Below are 15,639 nucleotides of genomic sequence, written 5' to 3'. Positions count from 1 at the left end.
GCACGGGGAGCCGGTTCTGATGTATCTGCGCAAGCAGGGCCCCGGCGTGGTGACCGCTGCGGACATCGCGCCGCCGGCGGGGGTCGAGGTGCACAACCCCGACCTGCACATCGCCACGCTGAACAGCAAGGGCAAGCTGGAGATGGAGCTGACGGTCGAGCGCGGCCGCGGATACGTCTCGGCGACTCAGAACAAGCAGCCCGGCCAGGAGATCGGCCGTATCCCGATCGACTCCATCTACTCGCCGGTCCTGCGGGTCACCTACAAGGTCGAGGCCACCCGCGTCGAGCAGCGCACCGACTTCGACCGGCTCATCCTGGACGTCGAGACCAAGCCGAGCATCCGGCCCCGCGACGCCGTGGCCAGCGCCGGCAAGACGCTGGTGGAGCTGTTCGGGCTGGCGCGCGAGCTCAACGTCGACGCCGAGGGCATCGACATGGGCCCCTCGCCCACGGACGCGGCCCTGGCCGCGGACCTGGCGCTGCCGATCGAGGACCTCAACCTCACGGTGCGTTCCTACAACTGCCTCAAGCGCGAGGGCATCCACACGGTGGGCGAGCTGGTCGCCCGCTCCGAGCAGGACCTTCTGGATATAAGGAACTTCGGCGCGAAGTCCATCGAGGAGGTCAAGCAGAAGCTCGTGGACATGGGCCTCTCGCTCAAGGACTCCCCGCCCGGGTTCGACCCCAGCAGCGCGGCCGACTCCTACGGGTCCGACGACGACGACCAGTCCTACGTCGAGACCGAGCAGTACTAGAAGACGTCGCCCGAGGTACCGCGGCCGCCTGTGCGGCCGCGGACCGCACCACTAGGAGAAGTACACGATGCCCACGCCGACGAAGGGGCCTCGCCTGGGTTCCGGCCCGGCCCATGAGCGGCTCATGCTGGCGAACCTGGCGACCTCGCTGTTCCAGCACGGCCGTATCAAGACCACCGAGGCCAAGGCCAAGCGCCTGCGCCCCTACGCGGAGAAGCTGATCACCCTGGGCAAGCGGGGCGACCTGCACGCCCGGCGCCAGGTGCTGCAGACCATCCGCGACAAGGCGGTCGTGCACGAGCTGTTCACCGAGATCGGCCCGCGCTACGAGAACCGCCCCGGTGGCTACACCCGCATCACCAAGATCGGGCCGCGCAAGGGCGACAACGCCCCCATGGCCGTGATCGAGCTGGTCGAGGCGCTCAACCGCCCGGCCGCCACGACGGCTCCGGCCCCCGAGGCCGCCGCTGCGGCCCCGGAGCAGGAGAAGGCGGAGGAGGCGGCCCCCGAGGCCGCGGCCGACTCCGCCGAGCAGTCCGCCGAGGACAAGAAGAACGAGGAGTAAGGGGACTCCCCTTGCCCGCCGGTGCCCGGTCCCCTCGATGGGGGCCGGGCACCGCTGTTTGCCCCGCCCCCGATTCCGCGCCCCCGACGGGGCGCCGACCTAGGAAGGCCCGACCATGATCCGCCTCCGCCTCGACCTGGCCTACGACGGCTCGGGCTTCTCCGGGTGGGCCGAGCAGCCCGGCCGGCGCACCGTGCAGGGGGTGCTGCAGGAGGCGCTGGCGCGGGTGCTGCGGCTGCCGCCGGAGCAGGCGGTGCTGACCGTGGCCGGCCGGACCGACGCCGGGGTGCACGCCGCGGGGCAGGTGGCCCACCTGGACGTGCCCGAGGAGGTGTGGCGGGCCGAGGGCGAGCGGGTACTGCGGCGCCTGGCCGGGGTGCTCCCGCCCGACGTGCGGGTGCGCTCGGCGGCCCCCGCGCCCGAGGGGTTCGACGCCCGCTTCTCGGCGCTGCACCGGCGCTACGTCTACCGGGTGAGCGACGCCCCGTGGGGCGTGGACCCGCTGCGCCGCCACGACGTGCTCTGGCACCGGCGGCCGCTGGACGCCGACCGGATGAACCTGGCCGCCGCCGAGCTGGCCGGGGAGCACGACTTCGCCGCCTACTGCCGCCGGCGGGAGGGGGCCACCACGGTGCGCGAGCTGCTGCGCCTGGAGTGGGTGCGCGAGGGCGACCACCTGCTGGCCGGAACGGTCCAGGCCGACGCCTTCTGCCACAACATGGTGCGGGCGCTCGTGGGGGCGCTGCTGGCGGTCGGGGACGGGCGCCGGGACACCGGGTGGCCGGCCCGGGTGCTGGCCGCGGGGGAGCGCGACTCGGCGGTCCACGTGGTGGGCCCGCACGGGCTGTGCCTGGAGGAGGTCGCCTACCCGGACGGCGGCCTCCTGGCGGCCCGTGCACGGGCCACCAGGAGGGTGCGCACGCTCGGCGGGGACGCGGCCCCGCCCGCCTGACCGGCCCGGCTCAGGCGACCTGGTCGGCCAGCGAGGACAGGGTGGAGTCGACGAACCCGGGGGAGACCTCCTCCAGGTCGGCCGCCCGGTCCTCGGGGGGCGATCCGTCGGCGTTGGCCGTGAAGGTGAACAGCAGGTAGGGCCCCCACTGCCCGCCGGAGCCGACCCCGGCGGCGGTGTCCAGCTTCCGGGCGCCGCTGTCCTCGGTCCCGTTGAGGCCGGCGAACCACTCGCCGGCCTCCAGGTCCTGGGCGTCGAGCGCCTTCCCGGCGTCGTCCGGGGAGTCCAGGGCGGCGACCCCGGCGGTGACCGCGGTCGCCCCGTCCTCGGAGACGTAGGTGGCGCGGATCACCTGGCGGCAGCCGGCCTCGTCCAGGGCCGCGCCGTAGGAGCCGCGGCCCACGGTGGCGCAGTCGTCGGTGTCGTCCACCAGGGCCAGGGCGTACTCCTGCCCGGCGACCTCCAGGGTCTCGGGGAACAGNCCCCCCCGCCCCCAGCCGCTGCGGCTCGCCGGGGGCCTCGGCGGCCGCGGCGCCGCCGGAGGACCCGGACCCGTCGTCTGGGCCCCCGCCCCCGGCCAGCATGAAGGCGCCGGTCCCGGCCGCGCCGAGCAGGGCGAGGAATCCCACGCCGGCCAGCACCTTGGCGGTGGTGCCGCCGCGCATGCCCGCGCCGCGCCGGCCGCGCCCGCCGGAGCCGGCCCCGTCCATCTCCTCCATTGCCGACAGGTCGATCTCGGCGGTGGTGTCGCCTTCGCGCGGGGACTCGTCGCGGAACATCGGGCGCCCGCCGAACTCGTCGGGGGCCGGGGCGTCCCCGGAGACCGCGCCGATGCTCTGGGTGGCGTCGTCGTCCACGACGAGGGGTTCGTCACCCGCCCCGGGCGCGTGGCCCGGGCCCACCACCCGGCCCTGCAGCGGGGCGCCGGGGGGCGCGGCACCGGGAGGCGGGGGAGGAGGCGGCCCCTGCGGGGCGCCCGGTCCGGGGCGCGGCGGACCCTGCGGACCCTGGGGACCCTGCGGCGCCTGGGGCGGCCGGGGCCCACGCGGCGGCGGGCCGGGCGGCCCGGGCGGAGGCGGACCGTGCGGCGGGCNGGGCCCTGCGGCGGGCGGCCGCCGAGGGGCGGTCCCGGAGGGGGACCCTGTGGCGGCCCGGGCGGAGGCCCGTTCGGCGGTCCCGGCGGGCGGGCACCGGGCGGCAGCGGGCGCGGCGCGCCGGGCGGTGGGCCCTGCGGCGCCCCCGGCGGCAGCGGCCGCTGCGGGGGGCCGGGGCGGTTCGGCTCCTGGCTCATATCGGGCTCCTGCCGTCCGGGCACGCCGTCTGGTGGGCCGGGACGGCCTTGGCTGGGCTCGTTCGGATGCGGTGTGATGGGACTCCTCCGGGGCGTCCGGGACACGGGGCCGCGGGCCCGGCGTCGGGCGGGGGCGCGGCCAAGGGGGGTGGGGCTCAGAGTCGGCGCGAGCGGCGGTGCCGGGCGCGTCGCCGATGCGTTCGGCGCCCGATGGCGATATGCTTCACCGCCGACTTTAGCGCCCGCTCCGCGGCGGCGCGCCCGCGCCCCGTGCGCACGGGACGGACGAAGCACTCGCTCGGCGGGGCATAATAAGGAGACGGAGTAGTCACGGACGGCGGCCAGCCCGCCCGGCCGGGGCGCCCGTGGGCCGTTTTTGACCTGCGGTGTTCTGTGCCGATAGGATACTCCGTCGTTGTGCGTTGAGTTGCCGTGGGTTCCCGCGAGTCGTCGCTGGGCGCCGATCACGCATCATCGTCCGCGCACTCAACACCGGAACGCCTGGGTCCCGTCCGAGGCGGCCGGCCCAGGAATACGAGACCCCGACCCTTCGCGCAAGAGGGGACGGACCACGCCGACAGAGACGAAGGCTTACGATCGTGCGCACATACAGCCCCAAGCCCAGCGATGTCCAGCGTCAGTGGCACGTCATCGACGCAAGCGATGTCGTGCTCGGCCGGCTGGCCAGCCACGTCGCAACGCTGCTCCGAGGCAAGCACAAGACCTACTACGCGCCGCACATCGACACGGGCGACTTCGTGATCGTCGTGAACGCCGAGAAGGTGGCGCTGACCGGTCGCAAGCGCGAGCAGAAGCGCGCCTACCGGCACTCCGGCTACCCGGGCGGGCTGCGCAGCGTGAGCTATGCCGAGCTTCTCGAGAAGCGCCCCGACCGCGCCGTGGAGAAGGCCGTTAAGGGCATGCTCCCCAAGGGCTCTCTCGGCCGCCAGATGGCCAAGAAGCTGAAGGTCTACGCCGGGCCGGAGCACCCGCACCAGGCGCAGCAGCCGGTGCCTTTCGAGATCAGCAAGATCGAGCAGCCCGCCTAGGCGTTCGCGAGAGCTAGCAGGAAGTACGAGGAGAACCGTGGTCGAGCCCACCGGCATCGAAGACGTCACCCAGGAATTCGACGGGAGCGAGGAGTTCCCGGCCGAGTACACCACCGAGTCGCCCGAGNCCCGCCGCAAGAAGGCCATCGCGCGGGTGCGCATCGCCCCCGGGTCCGGCGAGTGGAAGATCAACGGCAAGCCGCTCGAGGTCTACTTCCCGGACAAGGTGCACCAGCAGGAGATCAAGGAGCCGCTGGTCACCCTCGGGTTCGACGGCGCCTACGACGTGGCCGCCAACCTTGACGGCGGCGGCACCAGCGGCCAGGCCGGCGCCATGCGCCACGGGCTGGCCCGCGCCCTGGCGGGGCTGGACCCCGAGAACAACCGCCCGGCGCTGAAGAAGGCCGGCTTCCTCACCCGTGACGACCGCAAGGTCGAGCGGAAGAAGGCCGGTCTGAAGAAGGCCCGCAAGGCCCCGCAGTTCTCCAAGCGCTGACGCGCAGGCCAGACACGGCTACGGCCCGCCGGTCCCCCGTTCACCGGGGTGGCCAGAGCGGGCCATAGCTGTTTCTCGGCTCCTGTGGGCGGCATCCCCTCTCCCTGACCCTTTTCCGCTTCGATTGAAGGGGCTATTCGCTGTGGCTCGCTTGTTCGGTACCGACGGGGTGCGGGGGGTCGCCGGGCGCGATCTCACCGCCGGCCTCGCGCTGGATCTGTCCGCCGCCGCCGCGCGCGTCCTGGGGCGCGGGGCCGGCACGGCCCGCCCCACCGCGGTGGTGGGCCGGGACCCGCGTGCCTCCGGTGAGTTCCTGGAGGCGGCCGTGGTGGCCGGGCTGGCCGGGGCCGGCGTGGACGTGGTCCGCCTGGGGGTGCTGCCCACGCCGGCGGTGGCCCACCTGACGGCCGAGCTGGACGCCGACTTCGGGGTGATGCTCTCGGCCAGCCACAACCCGGCACCGGACAACGGGATCAAGATCTTCGGCCGGGGCGGGCAGAAGCTGCCCGACGCGGTGGAGGACGAGATCGAGGAGGCGCTGGCCGAACCCGCCGAAGGGGCTGCCGGCGAGGACGTGGGCCGGGTGCGCGACGCCGGCGACGGCGCCGAGCGCTACATCGCGCACGTGCTCGCGGCGACCCCGCACCGCCTGGACGGGCTGAAGGTCGTGGTGGACTGCGCCAACGGCGCGGCCGCGCGGGTGGCGCCGGAGGCGCTGCGCCGGGCCGGGGCCGAGGTGGTCGCGATCGGCGACCGCCCGGACGGGCTGAACATCAACGCCGGGTGCGGCTCCACCCACCTGGACGCGCTGCGCGCGGCCGTGGTCGAGCACGGGGCCGACGCCGGCATCGCCCACGACGGGGACGCCGACCGCTGCCTGGCGGTGGCCGGGGACGGCTCGGTCGTCGACGGCGACCAGATCATGGCGATCCTGGCCCTGGAGATGCAGGAGGCCGGGCGGCTCGCCGCGTCCACGCTGGTGGTCACGGTGATGAGCAACCTGGGGCTCAAGCAGGCGATGGCCCAGGCCGGGATCGCGCTGGTGGAGACGCCGGTCGGGGACCGCTATGTGCTGGAGGCCATGCGCCAGGGCTCCTTCTCGCTGGGCGGGGAGCAGTCCGGGCACGTCGTGCTGCTGGACCACGCCACCACCGGCGACGGCCTGCTGACCGGCATGCAGCTCCTCAGCGCGGTCGCCCGCCGCGGTCTGGCCCTGGACGAGCTGGCCAAGTCGATGGTGCGGCTGCCGCAGGTGCTGGTGAACGTGCGCGGGGTGGACAAGGCCCGGGCCGCCACCGATGAGGGGGTGGCCGCCGCGGTCGCCCGCGCCGAGTCCGACCTGGGCGAGGAGGGCCGTGTGCTGCTGCGCCCCAGCGGTACCGAGCCGATGGTGCGCGTGATGGTGGAGGCGCCGACCCAGGAGCGGGCGGCCGAGGTGGCCGATGCGCTGGCCGCCACGGTGCGCGAGCGGCTCGGCTGAGCGCCGGGCCTCCCGCGGAGACGGGCAGGGGCGCCCCCGGACGGGGGCGCCCCTTTCCTGTGCGCTCGTTCCTGTGCGCCGGCCTGCGGCTCAGTGCCCGCCCTCGTGGAACAGCTCGCGGTTGCGCTGGATGGTGTCCCAGGACTCCGGCTCGGCCGGCGCGGACATGGTGCTCGGCCCCTGCTCGGCGGCGCCGGGCGCGGCGTCGGGCCGCTCGGGGGTGTACAGCCAGGTGTCGAACACGGTCTGCAGGTCCTTGCCGGAGATCTTCTCCGACAGGTCGATGAACTCCGCGACCGTGGCGTTGCCGTGGGCGTGCTCCTCCTGCCAGGTGCGCAGGATCTCGGCGAAGTCCTCCTCGCCGACCGCCACCCGCAGCGCGTGCACCGCCAGGGCGCCGCGGTCGTAGACCGAGGCGTGGAAGACGTCGTCCGCCCCGGGGTCCCCCGGCGGAACCGTCCAGAAAGCGCTGTCGGCCGGGTAGGCGTCGTAGGTGAACTCGGCCAGCTCCTGGGCGGTCCCCTCGCCCTCGTACTCCGACCACATCCACTCGGCGTAGCTGGCGAAGCCCTCGTTCAGCCAGATGTCCTGCCAGGTGTCGACCGAGACGTGGTCGCCCCACCACTGGTGGGCCAGCTCGTGCGCCACCACGTAGGTGTTGGAGCCGCGCCCGAAGAAGGCGTGGCTGTAGACGGGCCGGGTCTGGGTCTCCAGCGCGAAGCCGAGGTCGGCGTCGGGTCCGGCCACCACGCCGCCCAGGGCGTTGTAGGGGTAGGGGCCGAAGCTCTCCTCCTGGAATTCCAGGATCTCCGCGCCGCGCTCGATGCTGGCCCGCGCCGGCCCGGCCAGCTCGTCCAGCCCGGGGGAGTAGGCGTTGTACACGGGCAGGCCCGAGGCGGTCGTGTCCTCGTGCACCTCGTAGTCGCCGACCGCCAGGGTGGCGAGGTAGGTGGTGGACGGCCGGTCCTGGCGCCAGAGGAAGATGTCCTTGCCGTGGCGGGTCTGGCGCCCGGTGAGCTCGCCGTTGCTGATCGCCTTGTACCCCTCGGGGACCTGGATCCGCACGTCGAAGGTGGCCTTGTCGCGGGGGTGGTCGTTGGCGGGGAACCACCACCAGGACGCCTCCGGCTCGCCCAGCGCGATCGCGCCGTCGTCGGTGCGGTGCCAGGCGCTGGGCACGTCGCCCCAGCCGACGGTGGAGGGGTGGTCGCTGTACTTGACGACCACCGTCATCTGCCGGTCCTCGGCCACAGTGCGGGAGGGGTCCACGGTCAGCTTGTGGCCCTCCGAGGAGTGCTCGGCGGGGCGGCCGTTCACCCGCACCGAGTCCACGTCCAGCAGGAAGTCCAGGGTGAAGGAGTCCAGCTCCTCGGTGGTGCGGGCGACCAGCGTCGCCGTGCCCGTGAGCCGGTCGGTGTCCGGCCGGTAGTCCAGGCGCAGGTCGTAGTGGCCGACGTCGTAGCCGGTGTTGCCGTAGGAGGGGAAGTAGGGGTCGCCGATGCCGGCGCCGGGCTCGGCGGCGGCCGCGGTCGCCGGGACCAGGGCGGTCACCAGGGCGGCCGCGACGGCGGTGCCTCTTCGCACGCGCATGGACGCTCCTGTTCGTCTCGGGGAGCGGGGGATGCGTGCGCGGCGGTCACCGCGCACGCATACCCGATTACCCGTCGGAACACCGGACGAACCGGCCCCAGGGGGCCCATGGCACGATCCGGCCGCACCCGTCCCGCGCGCCGCGGCTACTCCACGGTGACGCTCTTGGCCAGGTTGCGCGGCTGGTCCACGTCGTTGCCCTTGGCCAGTGCCAGCTCGCAGGCGAAGACCTGCAGCGGCACCGTGGACACGATCGGCTGCAGCAGCGTGGGCACCGCCGGGATCTCCACCAGCTCGTCGGCGAAGGGGCGCACCGCCTCGTCGCCCTCCTCGGCGATCACCACGGTGCGGGCGCCGCGCGCGCGGATCTCCTGGATGTTGCTGACGATCTTGTCGTGCAGCACGCCCCGGCCCTCCCGCGAGGGCACCACCACGACCACCGGGAGCCCGTCCTCGATCAGCGCGATCGGGCCGTGCTTGAGCTCGCCGGCGGCGAAGGCCTCGGCGTGCATGTAGGCGAGCTCCTTGAGCTTGAGGGCGCCCTCCATGGCCACCGGGAAGCCCACGTGGCGGCCCAGGAACAGCACCGTGTCGGCGCCGGCCAGCGAGCGCGCGAGCGCGCGCACCGGGTCCACCGTGCCCAGCACCTTCTCCACCTGCTCGGGCATGTGCGCGAGCTGGCCGATGACGGCGTTGATCTCGTCGCCGTACTTGTGGCCGCGCACCTGGGCCAGGTACAGGCCCACCAGGTAGCAGGCGGCCAGCTGGGTGAGGAAGGTCTTGGTGGCCGCCACCCCCACCTCCGGGCCGGCGTGGGTGTAGAGCACCGCGTCGGACTCGCGGGGGATGGTCGAGCCGTTGACGTTGCAGATGGCCAGCACCCGGGCGCGCTGCTCGCGGGCGTAGCGCACCGCCATCAGGGTGTCCATGCTCTCGCCGGACTGGGAGATGGCGATCACCAGGGTCTGGCGGTCCAGGATCGGGTCCCGGTAGCGGAACTCGCTGGCGACCTCCACCTCGCAGGGGATGCGGCACCAGTGCTCGATGGCGTACTTGGCGATCATCCCGGCGTGGTAGGAGGTGCCGCAGGCGATGATCACGATCTTGTGGATCTCGCGCAGCTCGGCGCCGTCCAGCCGCATCTCGTCCAGGGTCAGGGTGCCGTCGGCGGCGACCCGGCCCAGCAGGGTGTCGGCGAGCGCCCGGGGCTGCTCGACGATCTCCTTGAGCATGAAGTACTCGTAGCCGCCCTTCTCGGCGGCCGAGGCGTCCCAGTCCACGTGGTACTCGCGCACCGGGGCGGGGGCGCCGTCGTAGTCGGTGACGCGGACGTCGCCGGCGCGCAGCTCCACCACCTGGTCCTGGCCCAGCTCGACCGCGTCGCGGGTGTGCGCGATGAACGCGGCCACGTCGCTGGCCAGGAAGTTCTCGCCGTCGCCGCGCCCCACGACCAGGGGGGAGTTGCGGCGGGCGGCCACGATCAGGTCGGGGTCGCCGGCGTACATCGCCACCAGGGTGAAGGCGCCCTCCAGGCGGCGGCACACCGCGCGCATCGCCGCGGCCAGGTCGCCGTCGCCGCGGTCCTTGAGCTCGGTGCTCAGCAGGTGCGCGGCGACCTCGGTGTCGGTCTCGGAGGTGAACTTGCAGCCGCGCTCCTCCAGCTCCACGCGCAGCGCGGCGAAGTTCTCGATGATCCCGTTGTGGATCACCGCGACCCGGCGCTCGCCGTCCACGTGCGGGTGGGCGTTGACGTCGTTGGGCGCCCCGTGGGTGGCCCACCGGGTGTGCCCGATCCCGATGCCGTCCGCCGCCGGGGGCGACGCCTCCAGCGCCCGGCGCAGGTTGGCGAGCTTTCCGGCCCGCTTCTCGGTCTGCAGGGTGCCGCCGTCGAGCACGGCGACGCCCGCGGAGTCGTATCCGCGGTACTCCAACCTTGCGAGGCCGTCCACCACGACCTCCAGCGCCGGTTGCGGCCCGACGTAGCCAACGATTCCGCACATGGGCGCAAGAGTAGTTCAGCACGGGCCCCGACGCGCCCCTTCCACGGCTGGACCACTGGCCGTTTTCGCAGGTAGCGGTATAGACCAGTTGGCACCTCGCGGGGAGGAGGCGCAGGTGGGGGCACCCCGGCGGGCGGCGAGTGCCGACCGCGGCGCCCGTGGCGAAGCACTCAAAAAAAACACGGCCGGATCCGGCGCGGTGCGCCCCGGCGCCCCGCCCCCGGCCGGTCGGCCCCCTCAGGGGCTCATCTAGAGTGGGCAGACGTGTCACAAGCGACGAAGAACGGCTTCTCGACGCCGTACGTGGAGCTGGACCGCGCCGGGTGGGCCGCGCTGCGCGACGCCACCCCGCTGGCCCTGACCGAAGCCGACCTCGAAGTGCTGCGCGGGACCTCCGATCCGACGTCGCTGGACGAGGTCAGGGACATCTACCTGCCCCTGTCCCGGCTGCTCAACCTCTACGTCAAGGCCACCCGGCAGCGCCACGGCGCGGTCCGGGCCTTCCTCGGCGAGGACGACCGGCCCGTCCCGTTCGTGATCGGCGTCGCCGGCAGCGTGGCCGTCGGCAAGTCCACCGCCGCCCGGCTGCTGCGCACCCTGCTCGCCCAGTGGCCCGACCACCCCGACGTGGAGCTGGTCAGCACCGACAACTTCCTCTACCCCAACCGGGTCCTGCAGGAGCGCGGGATCATGAACCGGAAGGGGTTCCCGGAGAGCTACGACCGGCGGGCCCTGGTGCGGTTCGTCCAGGAGATGAAGGCCGGGGCGCCCGCCAAGGACATCCCGGTCTACTCCCACCTGGCCTACGACATCGTCCCCGGCGCGGTGCAGACCGTGCACCGGCCCGACATCCTGGTGGTCGAGGGCATCAACGTCCTCCAGCCGCCGCTGGCCGGGCACTTGGCGGTCTCGGACTTCTTCGACTTCTCCATCTACGTCGACGCCCGGCCCGAGCACATCCGCAACTGGTACCTGGACCGGTTCCTGGAGCTGCGGCGCACCGCCTTCTCCGACCCGCGCTCCTACTTCCACTCCATGGCGACCACGGTCGACGAGGAGCGCGCCAAGGAGTTCGCGATGAACACCTGGCGCAGCATCAACGAGGTCAACCTGGTGGAGAACATCCAGCCGACCCGGGCGCGGGCCACCCTCGTGCTGCACAAGGGGGAGGACCACCTGGTGCGGCGGGTGCGGCTGCGCAAGACCTGACCGGTCCGGGCCCTTCGGCCGGATCCGGACCCGGCCGCTGCGGAACGGGACCGGGGCGGGCGGCGTCCCACCGGGGTGGGACGCGAGCGGAAAGGGGCCCACGGATCATGATCCCCCAGGACGGGCAGGACCGAGGGAGCTTCCGGGCCACCGGGCGCAAGAGCTCGGCCACGGTGGTCGTCGGTGCGCTGAGCGCGCTGTCGCTGGCCGTGGCCGGGTGCGGCAGCCCGGACACGGTGACCGCGCGGTGCGTGGACGACGACCGCCGCTCCGACGGCTCGTACCGGGTCGTCGGCGAGGACCGGTGCGACGACGACTCCGGCACCGGGCGCACCGGCGGCTACTTCTACTACTACGGCGGCAACGCGAGCGGGGGGTCGGTCAGCGGCGGCACCCGGGCCCGCCCCTCGGACGCCAAAGTGGTGACCGAGAGCGGCAAGGTCATCCAGCGCGGCGGCATGGGCGGCCGCGGTGGCGGCGGCGGACGGGTCGGCGGCTGAGGGGGCGCGGTGAACAGGAGCAGCTCGAACCCGGTGCGGCCCGGCTGGCCGGACATCGTCGAGGAGCAGGGCCTGGGGTTCCACGTCGCCGTGCACCCCGAGCACCTGACACGGCCCTACTGGGACGAGTCGGTGCACTACGAGTTCGCCATGGACGAGGTCCTCGCCCTGGAGGAGACCGTCGGGGAACTGCACCGCATGTGCCTGGAGGCGGTGGAGTTCGTGGTCGCCGAGGAGCGCTACGCCGACTTCGGCATCCCCGACTGGGCGGCGCCGTTCGTCCGGGACTCCTTCAAGCGCGGCGACCCCTACCTGTACGGGCGCTTCGACCTCGTCTACGACGGCACCGGCCCGGCGCGCCTGCTGGAGTACAACGCCGACACCCCCACCGCCCTGGTGGAGGCGGCGGTCGTGCAGTGGCACTGGCTGCAGGACGTCCACCCCGGCCAGGACCAGTGGAACTCGGTGCACGAGCGGCTGGTGGACCGCTGGGCCGAGATCGCCCCGCGGCTGGCGGGCGAGCGGGTGCACTTCGCCTGGACCAACCAGGACGAGACCGGGGAGGAGGCGCTCACCACCGCCTACCTGGAGGAGACCGCGCGCGCCGCCGGGGTGGCCACCTGCGACATCGCGCTGGAGGACGTGGGCTGGGACCAGCGCCGGCAGGCCTTCGTCGACCTGGAGGAGCGGCCGGTCGGGGCGGCGTTCAAGCTGTACCCGTGGGAGTGGCTGGTCCACGACCGGTTCGGGGCGCTGGTGCTGCAGAACCTGGAGCGCACCGCCTGGGTGGAGCCGCTCTGGAAGATGGTGCTGTCCAACAAGGCGCTGCTGGCGGTGCTGTGGGAGATGTACCCGGGCCACCCCAACCTGCTGCCGGCCCGCCTGGGCGACCCCGGCGGCATGGACGCCTACATCGCCAAGCCGCTGCTGGGGCGGGAGGGCGCGGGCATGTCCATCACCGTTCCGGGAGGGGAGCTGGAGCGGCGGCCCGGCGCGTACGGGGCCGAGGGGTACGTGTTCCAGGAGTTCGCCCCGCTGCCCGTGTTCGAGGGGCAGCACCCGGTGCTGGGGGCGTGGGTGGTCGGCGACGGGGCGGCGGGCCTGGGGATCCGCGAGACCGAGAACCTCATCACCGACGACACCTCATCGTTCGTCCCGCACCTGATCCGCCTGTAGGGCCGCCTCCCGGGGCGCGGGCCGGCGCTCCACGTGCCCGGCCCCGCCCCGGCAGCGGGAGAACGGGCCGTCGGCGGCGAGCAGCCTGGCCAGCAGCGGGTCCAGGTGCTCGCCGTGCCAGCGGGCCGGGCCCGAGGCCCCCGAGGCGGCGGTGTCGGCCAGCTCGGTGTAGGCCAGGCGCAGCGCGTGCAGCCGGCCCACTGCCTCGTGGTGCTCCCACCAGGCGGGGCACCACCCGGAGTCGTCGCCGACGTAGACCGGGACCAGGAACCCGTCCACCCAGCGCACCAGGGCGGCCAGCTCGGCCTTGTAGGCCTCCCGGGACATGTTGAAGATGAACGGCGCGGGCGACGCCTCCGGCTCGGGCTCCTCCTCGGGGCGGGCCGCGGCCACGTCGGAGAGCTGCGTCTGCAGGCGGATGACGTCCGCGCCGAGCTTGTGCATGGCGTTCTGCAGGTGGGTGACGCGCTCGGCGAGCGCGTCACCGGTCGCGGTGCGTTCATCGGTCGAGGTCATACGGGTGTGTCCTGTGCCGTCCCGTGGTACTCGGTTTCGCGGGCCTTCAGGCAAGTAAATCAGCCGTGTCCGGGCCCCCGTGACACGCCCTTGCCCGGGCATGCTCGTGGGGGATCGGGCACACGGCCGGTCGGCGGACGGCGGCGACCGGCGGAGAACGGAGGAGCGCATGCGGCGGGCGCACACGGTCCAGGACGTCCGGGCGGCGGAGGCGGCGCTGATGGCGCGGCTGCCCGAGGGGGCGCTGATGGCCCGGGCGGCGAGGGCGCTGGCGGGGGTGTGCGCGCGCACGCTCGGGCGGGTGTACGGCGCCCGGGTGGTGCTGCTGGTCGGCGGCGGCGACAACGGCGGCGACGCGCTGTACGCCGGGGCGGAGCTGGCCCGCCGGGGCGCCCGCGTGTGCGCGCTGCTCGCCGGCGGCCGGGTGCACGAGGCGGGCCTGGCGGCGCTGCGCGCGGCCGGCGGCCGTGTGCTGGAGGGGGAACGGGAGCAGGACCGGGCGGCGGCCGAGGCGGCCGCCGCCGANNNCTGCGCCCGCCGCACGCCCGCCTGGCCGCGCTCGCGGCGCCGGGGACGGTGGTCGCCGTCGACCTGCCCAGCGGGGTGGACGCCGACACCGGCCGGGTGGAGGGGCCCACGGTGCGGGCCGACGTCACGGTCTGCTTCGGTACCGGAAAGCCGGGCCTGTTCATCGACCCGGGGGCGGAGTACGCGGGCCGGGTGGTCCAGGCCGACATCGGCCTGGGGCCCGCCCTGCCGGCGCCGCGGCTGGAGGCGGCCGGAGGCGCGGACGTGGCCGCGCTGCTCCCCCGGCCCGCGCGCACCGACGACAAGTACCGCCGGGGGGTGCTCGGGGTGGCCGCGGGGTCGCCCGCCTACCCGGGGGCGGCGGTGCTGTGCACCGGGGGCGCGCTGCGCACCGGCGCGGGGATGGTGCGCTACCTGGGGGAGGAGGCGGTGGCGGCCCGGGTGCTGGACCGCTGGCCGGAGGCGGTGGCCGGCCCGGCCGACCCGGGGGCCCGGGTGGCGGCGTGGGTGATCGGTCCGGGCCGGGGCACCGGCGAGGCGGCGGCCGAGGAGCTGGCGGGCGTGCTCGGCGGCGGCGCCCCGGTGCTGGCGGACGCCGACGCGACCACGCTGATCGCCCGCGGCGCGGTCGACCCGGCGGAGCGCCGGGCCCCGACCCTGCTCACCCCGCACGCGGGGGAGCTGGCCCGGATGATCGGCACGGACCGTGAAGAGGTGGAGGAACGCCGCCTGGAGCACGTCGAGCGCGCGGCGGACCGGTTCGGCTGCACGGTGCTGCTGAAGGGGGCGACGACGCTGGTGGCCACCCCGGGCCGCCCGGTGGCGGCGGACACGGCGGGCACCCCGCTGCTGGCGACGGCGGGCAGCGGGGACGTGCTGTCCGGCATCGCGGGCGCACTGCTGGCCACGGGCCTGGACCCGCACGAGGCGGCGCTCTGTGCGGCCCGCCTCCACGGCCGCGCAGCGGCCCTGGCGAGAGACGGCGCCCCGATCTCGGCCACGGACCTGTGGGAGGGGATCCCGAGGGCCGTCCTGGAGGCGAGGAAGGAAGGGGAGGGAGGGGAAGCAGGGGAGTAACGGCGGAACCGGCGAAGACCAGCGGAGCCGCGGCCGAAGACCCTCCCCAGGAAGGCAGGGCACCCGCAGAACACGACCGGGGCCCGCCGGGGCCAGCTGGAGCCCGACCGCCCGCCGACTCGTCCCCTCATGCTCGGAAGACGACCAACGGCATCGGCGTCCTGGCCGTAGCGCGGTCGGGCGGCGGGTGTGCGGATGGCCGGTGTGGGGCGGCGGCGACGGAACGGCTGGTTCCCCGCTCGGGGCTGCCTGCCGGGCGGCGGGGCCCTTCGGCGCAGGGGAGGGGCGGCAACGACGAAGCTGGAACCCCGCTCATGGGCCTCGGCCGGGCGGCGGGCCGTGGGGGTGCCAGGACGAGGGGCGGCGACGAGCAAGTGGGGCGATTCCCCGGGGACTCCGGTCGGCCGCTGGGCCTCTGGCGGTCCGGGCCGGGTGCGCGAGGAGGCCCGGTGG

General features: G+C 74.4%; 13 protein-coding genes and 1 pseudogene. 10 read left to right on the top strand and 4 right to left on the bottom strand.

Translation table 11 applies throughout. From position 1 onward, the window contains the following. The 3 genes from D450_RS0107160 to truA all read left to right on the top strand — a co-directional run. A partial coding sequence (locus D450_RS0107160) for a DNA-directed RNA polymerase subunit alpha (protein ID WP_017537993.1) occupies nucleotides 1-757 on the top strand: 757 nt, incomplete at its 5' end. Between the two features lie 67 nt (nucleotides 758-824). Then, nucleotides 825-1,322, top strand: coding sequence for a 50S ribosomal protein L17 (gene rplQ / locus D450_RS0107155; RefSeq protein WP_083932565.1), 498 nt, complete (start codon nucleotides 825-827; stop codon nucleotides 1,320-1,322). 115 nt (nucleotides 1,323-1,437) lie between these two features. Continuing rightward, complete coding sequence (gene truA, locus D450_RS0107150) at nucleotides 1,438-2,274, top strand: tRNA pseudouridine(38-40) synthase TruA (protein ID WP_017537991.1); 837 nt, start codon at nucleotides 1,438-1,440, stop codon at nucleotides 2,272-2,274. 10 nt (nucleotides 2,275-2,284) lie between these two features. Here the strand turns inward: truA and D450_RS34535 are convergent, their stop codons facing one another. Continuing rightward, the gene (locus D450_RS34535) at nucleotides 2,285-2,704 is read right to left on the bottom strand and encodes a hypothetical protein (protein ID WP_017537990.1); all 420 of its coding nucleotides are present in this window, start codon (nucleotides 2,702-2,704) and stop codon (nucleotides 2,285-2,287) included. 1,460 nt (nucleotides 2,705-4,164) lie between these two features. Here D450_RS34535 and rplM point away from each other — a divergent pair. The 3 genes from rplM (at nucleotide 4,165) to glmM (ending at nucleotide 6,590) form a co-directional block, all read left to right on the top strand. After that, entirely contained in the window at nucleotides 4,165-4,614 is a 450-nt protein-coding gene (gene rplM / locus D450_RS0107140) for a 50S ribosomal protein L13 (protein ID WP_026124410.1), read from the top strand. A gap of 37 nt (nucleotides 4,615-4,651) precedes the next feature. Continuing rightward, nucleotides 4,652-5,110, top strand: a complete 459-nt coding sequence (rpsI, locus tag D450_RS0107135; RefSeq protein WP_017537988.1) for a 30S ribosomal protein S9 — start codon at nucleotides 4,652-4,654, stop codon at nucleotides 5,108-5,110. Between the two features lie 142 nt (nucleotides 5,111-5,252). Next, nucleotides 5,253-6,590, top strand: a complete 1,338-nt coding sequence (glmM, locus tag D450_RS0107130) for a phosphoglucosamine mutase (protein WP_026128427.1) — start codon at nucleotides 5,253-5,255, stop codon at nucleotides 6,588-6,590. 90 nt (nucleotides 6,591-6,680) lie between these two features. Here glmM and D450_RS0107125 read toward each other — a convergent pair whose 3' ends face one another. Together D450_RS0107125 and glmS are read right to left on the bottom strand one after the other, a co-directional pair. Further along, the gene (locus D450_RS0107125) at nucleotides 6,681-8,180 is read right to left on the bottom strand and encodes a M1 family metallopeptidase (protein WP_017537986.1); all 1,500 of its coding nucleotides are present in this window, start codon (nucleotides 8,178-8,180) and stop codon (nucleotides 6,681-6,683) included. A 146-nt stretch (nucleotides 8,181-8,326) separates the two neighbouring features. Next, nucleotides 8,327-10,180 (bottom strand): glutamine--fructose-6-phosphate transaminase (isomerizing), encoded by a 1,854-nt coding sequence (gene glmS / locus D450_RS0107120; RefSeq protein ID WP_083932564.1) that lies wholly within the window; start codon nucleotides 10,178-10,180, stop codon nucleotides 8,327-8,329. A gap of 303 nt (nucleotides 10,181-10,483) precedes the next feature. On the opposite strand from glmS, the gene coaA reads away from it, so the two are divergent. The 3 genes from coaA to D450_RS0107105 all read left to right on the top strand — a co-directional run bounded on the left by coaA (nucleotide 10,484) and on the right by D450_RS0107105 (nucleotide 13,065). Next, a complete protein-coding gene (gene coaA, locus D450_RS0107115; protein WP_017537984.1) occupies nucleotides 10,484-11,389 on the top strand; it encodes a type I pantothenate kinase in 906 nt (301 codons plus the stop codon). A gap of 107 nt (nucleotides 11,390-11,496) precedes the next feature. Next, nucleotides 11,497-11,889 (top strand): hypothetical protein, encoded by a 393-nt coding sequence (locus tag D450_RS0107110; RefSeq protein WP_017537983.1) that lies wholly within the window; start codon nucleotides 11,497-11,499, stop codon nucleotides 11,887-11,889. A 9-nt stretch (nucleotides 11,890-11,898) separates the two neighbouring features. Further along, nucleotides 11,899-13,065, top strand: a complete 1,167-nt coding sequence (locus D450_RS0107105) for a glutathionylspermidine synthase family protein (protein ID WP_026124412.1) — start codon at nucleotides 11,899-11,901, stop codon at nucleotides 13,063-13,065. On the opposite strand, the gene D450_RS0107100 is transcribed toward D450_RS0107105, so the two are convergent. Beyond that, nucleotides 13,033-13,581 (bottom strand): DUF4913 domain-containing protein, encoded by a 549-nt coding sequence (locus tag D450_RS0107100; RefSeq protein ID WP_017537981.1) that lies wholly within the window; start codon nucleotides 13,579-13,581, stop codon nucleotides 13,033-13,035. The genes D450_RS0107105 and D450_RS0107100 overlap by 33 nt on opposite strands. A gap of 169 nt (nucleotides 13,582-13,750) precedes the next feature. On the opposite strand from D450_RS0107100, the pseudogene D450_RS29665 reads away from it, so the two are divergent. Continuing rightward, nucleotides 13,751-15,186, top strand: a pseudogene (locus tag D450_RS29665) (NAD(P)H-hydrate dehydratase). Nucleotides 15,187-15,639 lie beyond the last annotated feature (453 nt).

Source organism: Nocardiopsis halophila DSM 44494 (genome assembly GCF_000341245.1).
GTDB classification, from domain to species: Bacteria; Actinomycetota; Actinomycetes; order Streptosporangiales; family Streptosporangiaceae; genus Nocardiopsis_A; species Nocardiopsis_A halophila.
This window is presented reverse-complemented; position numbering and strand designations above follow the sequence as displayed.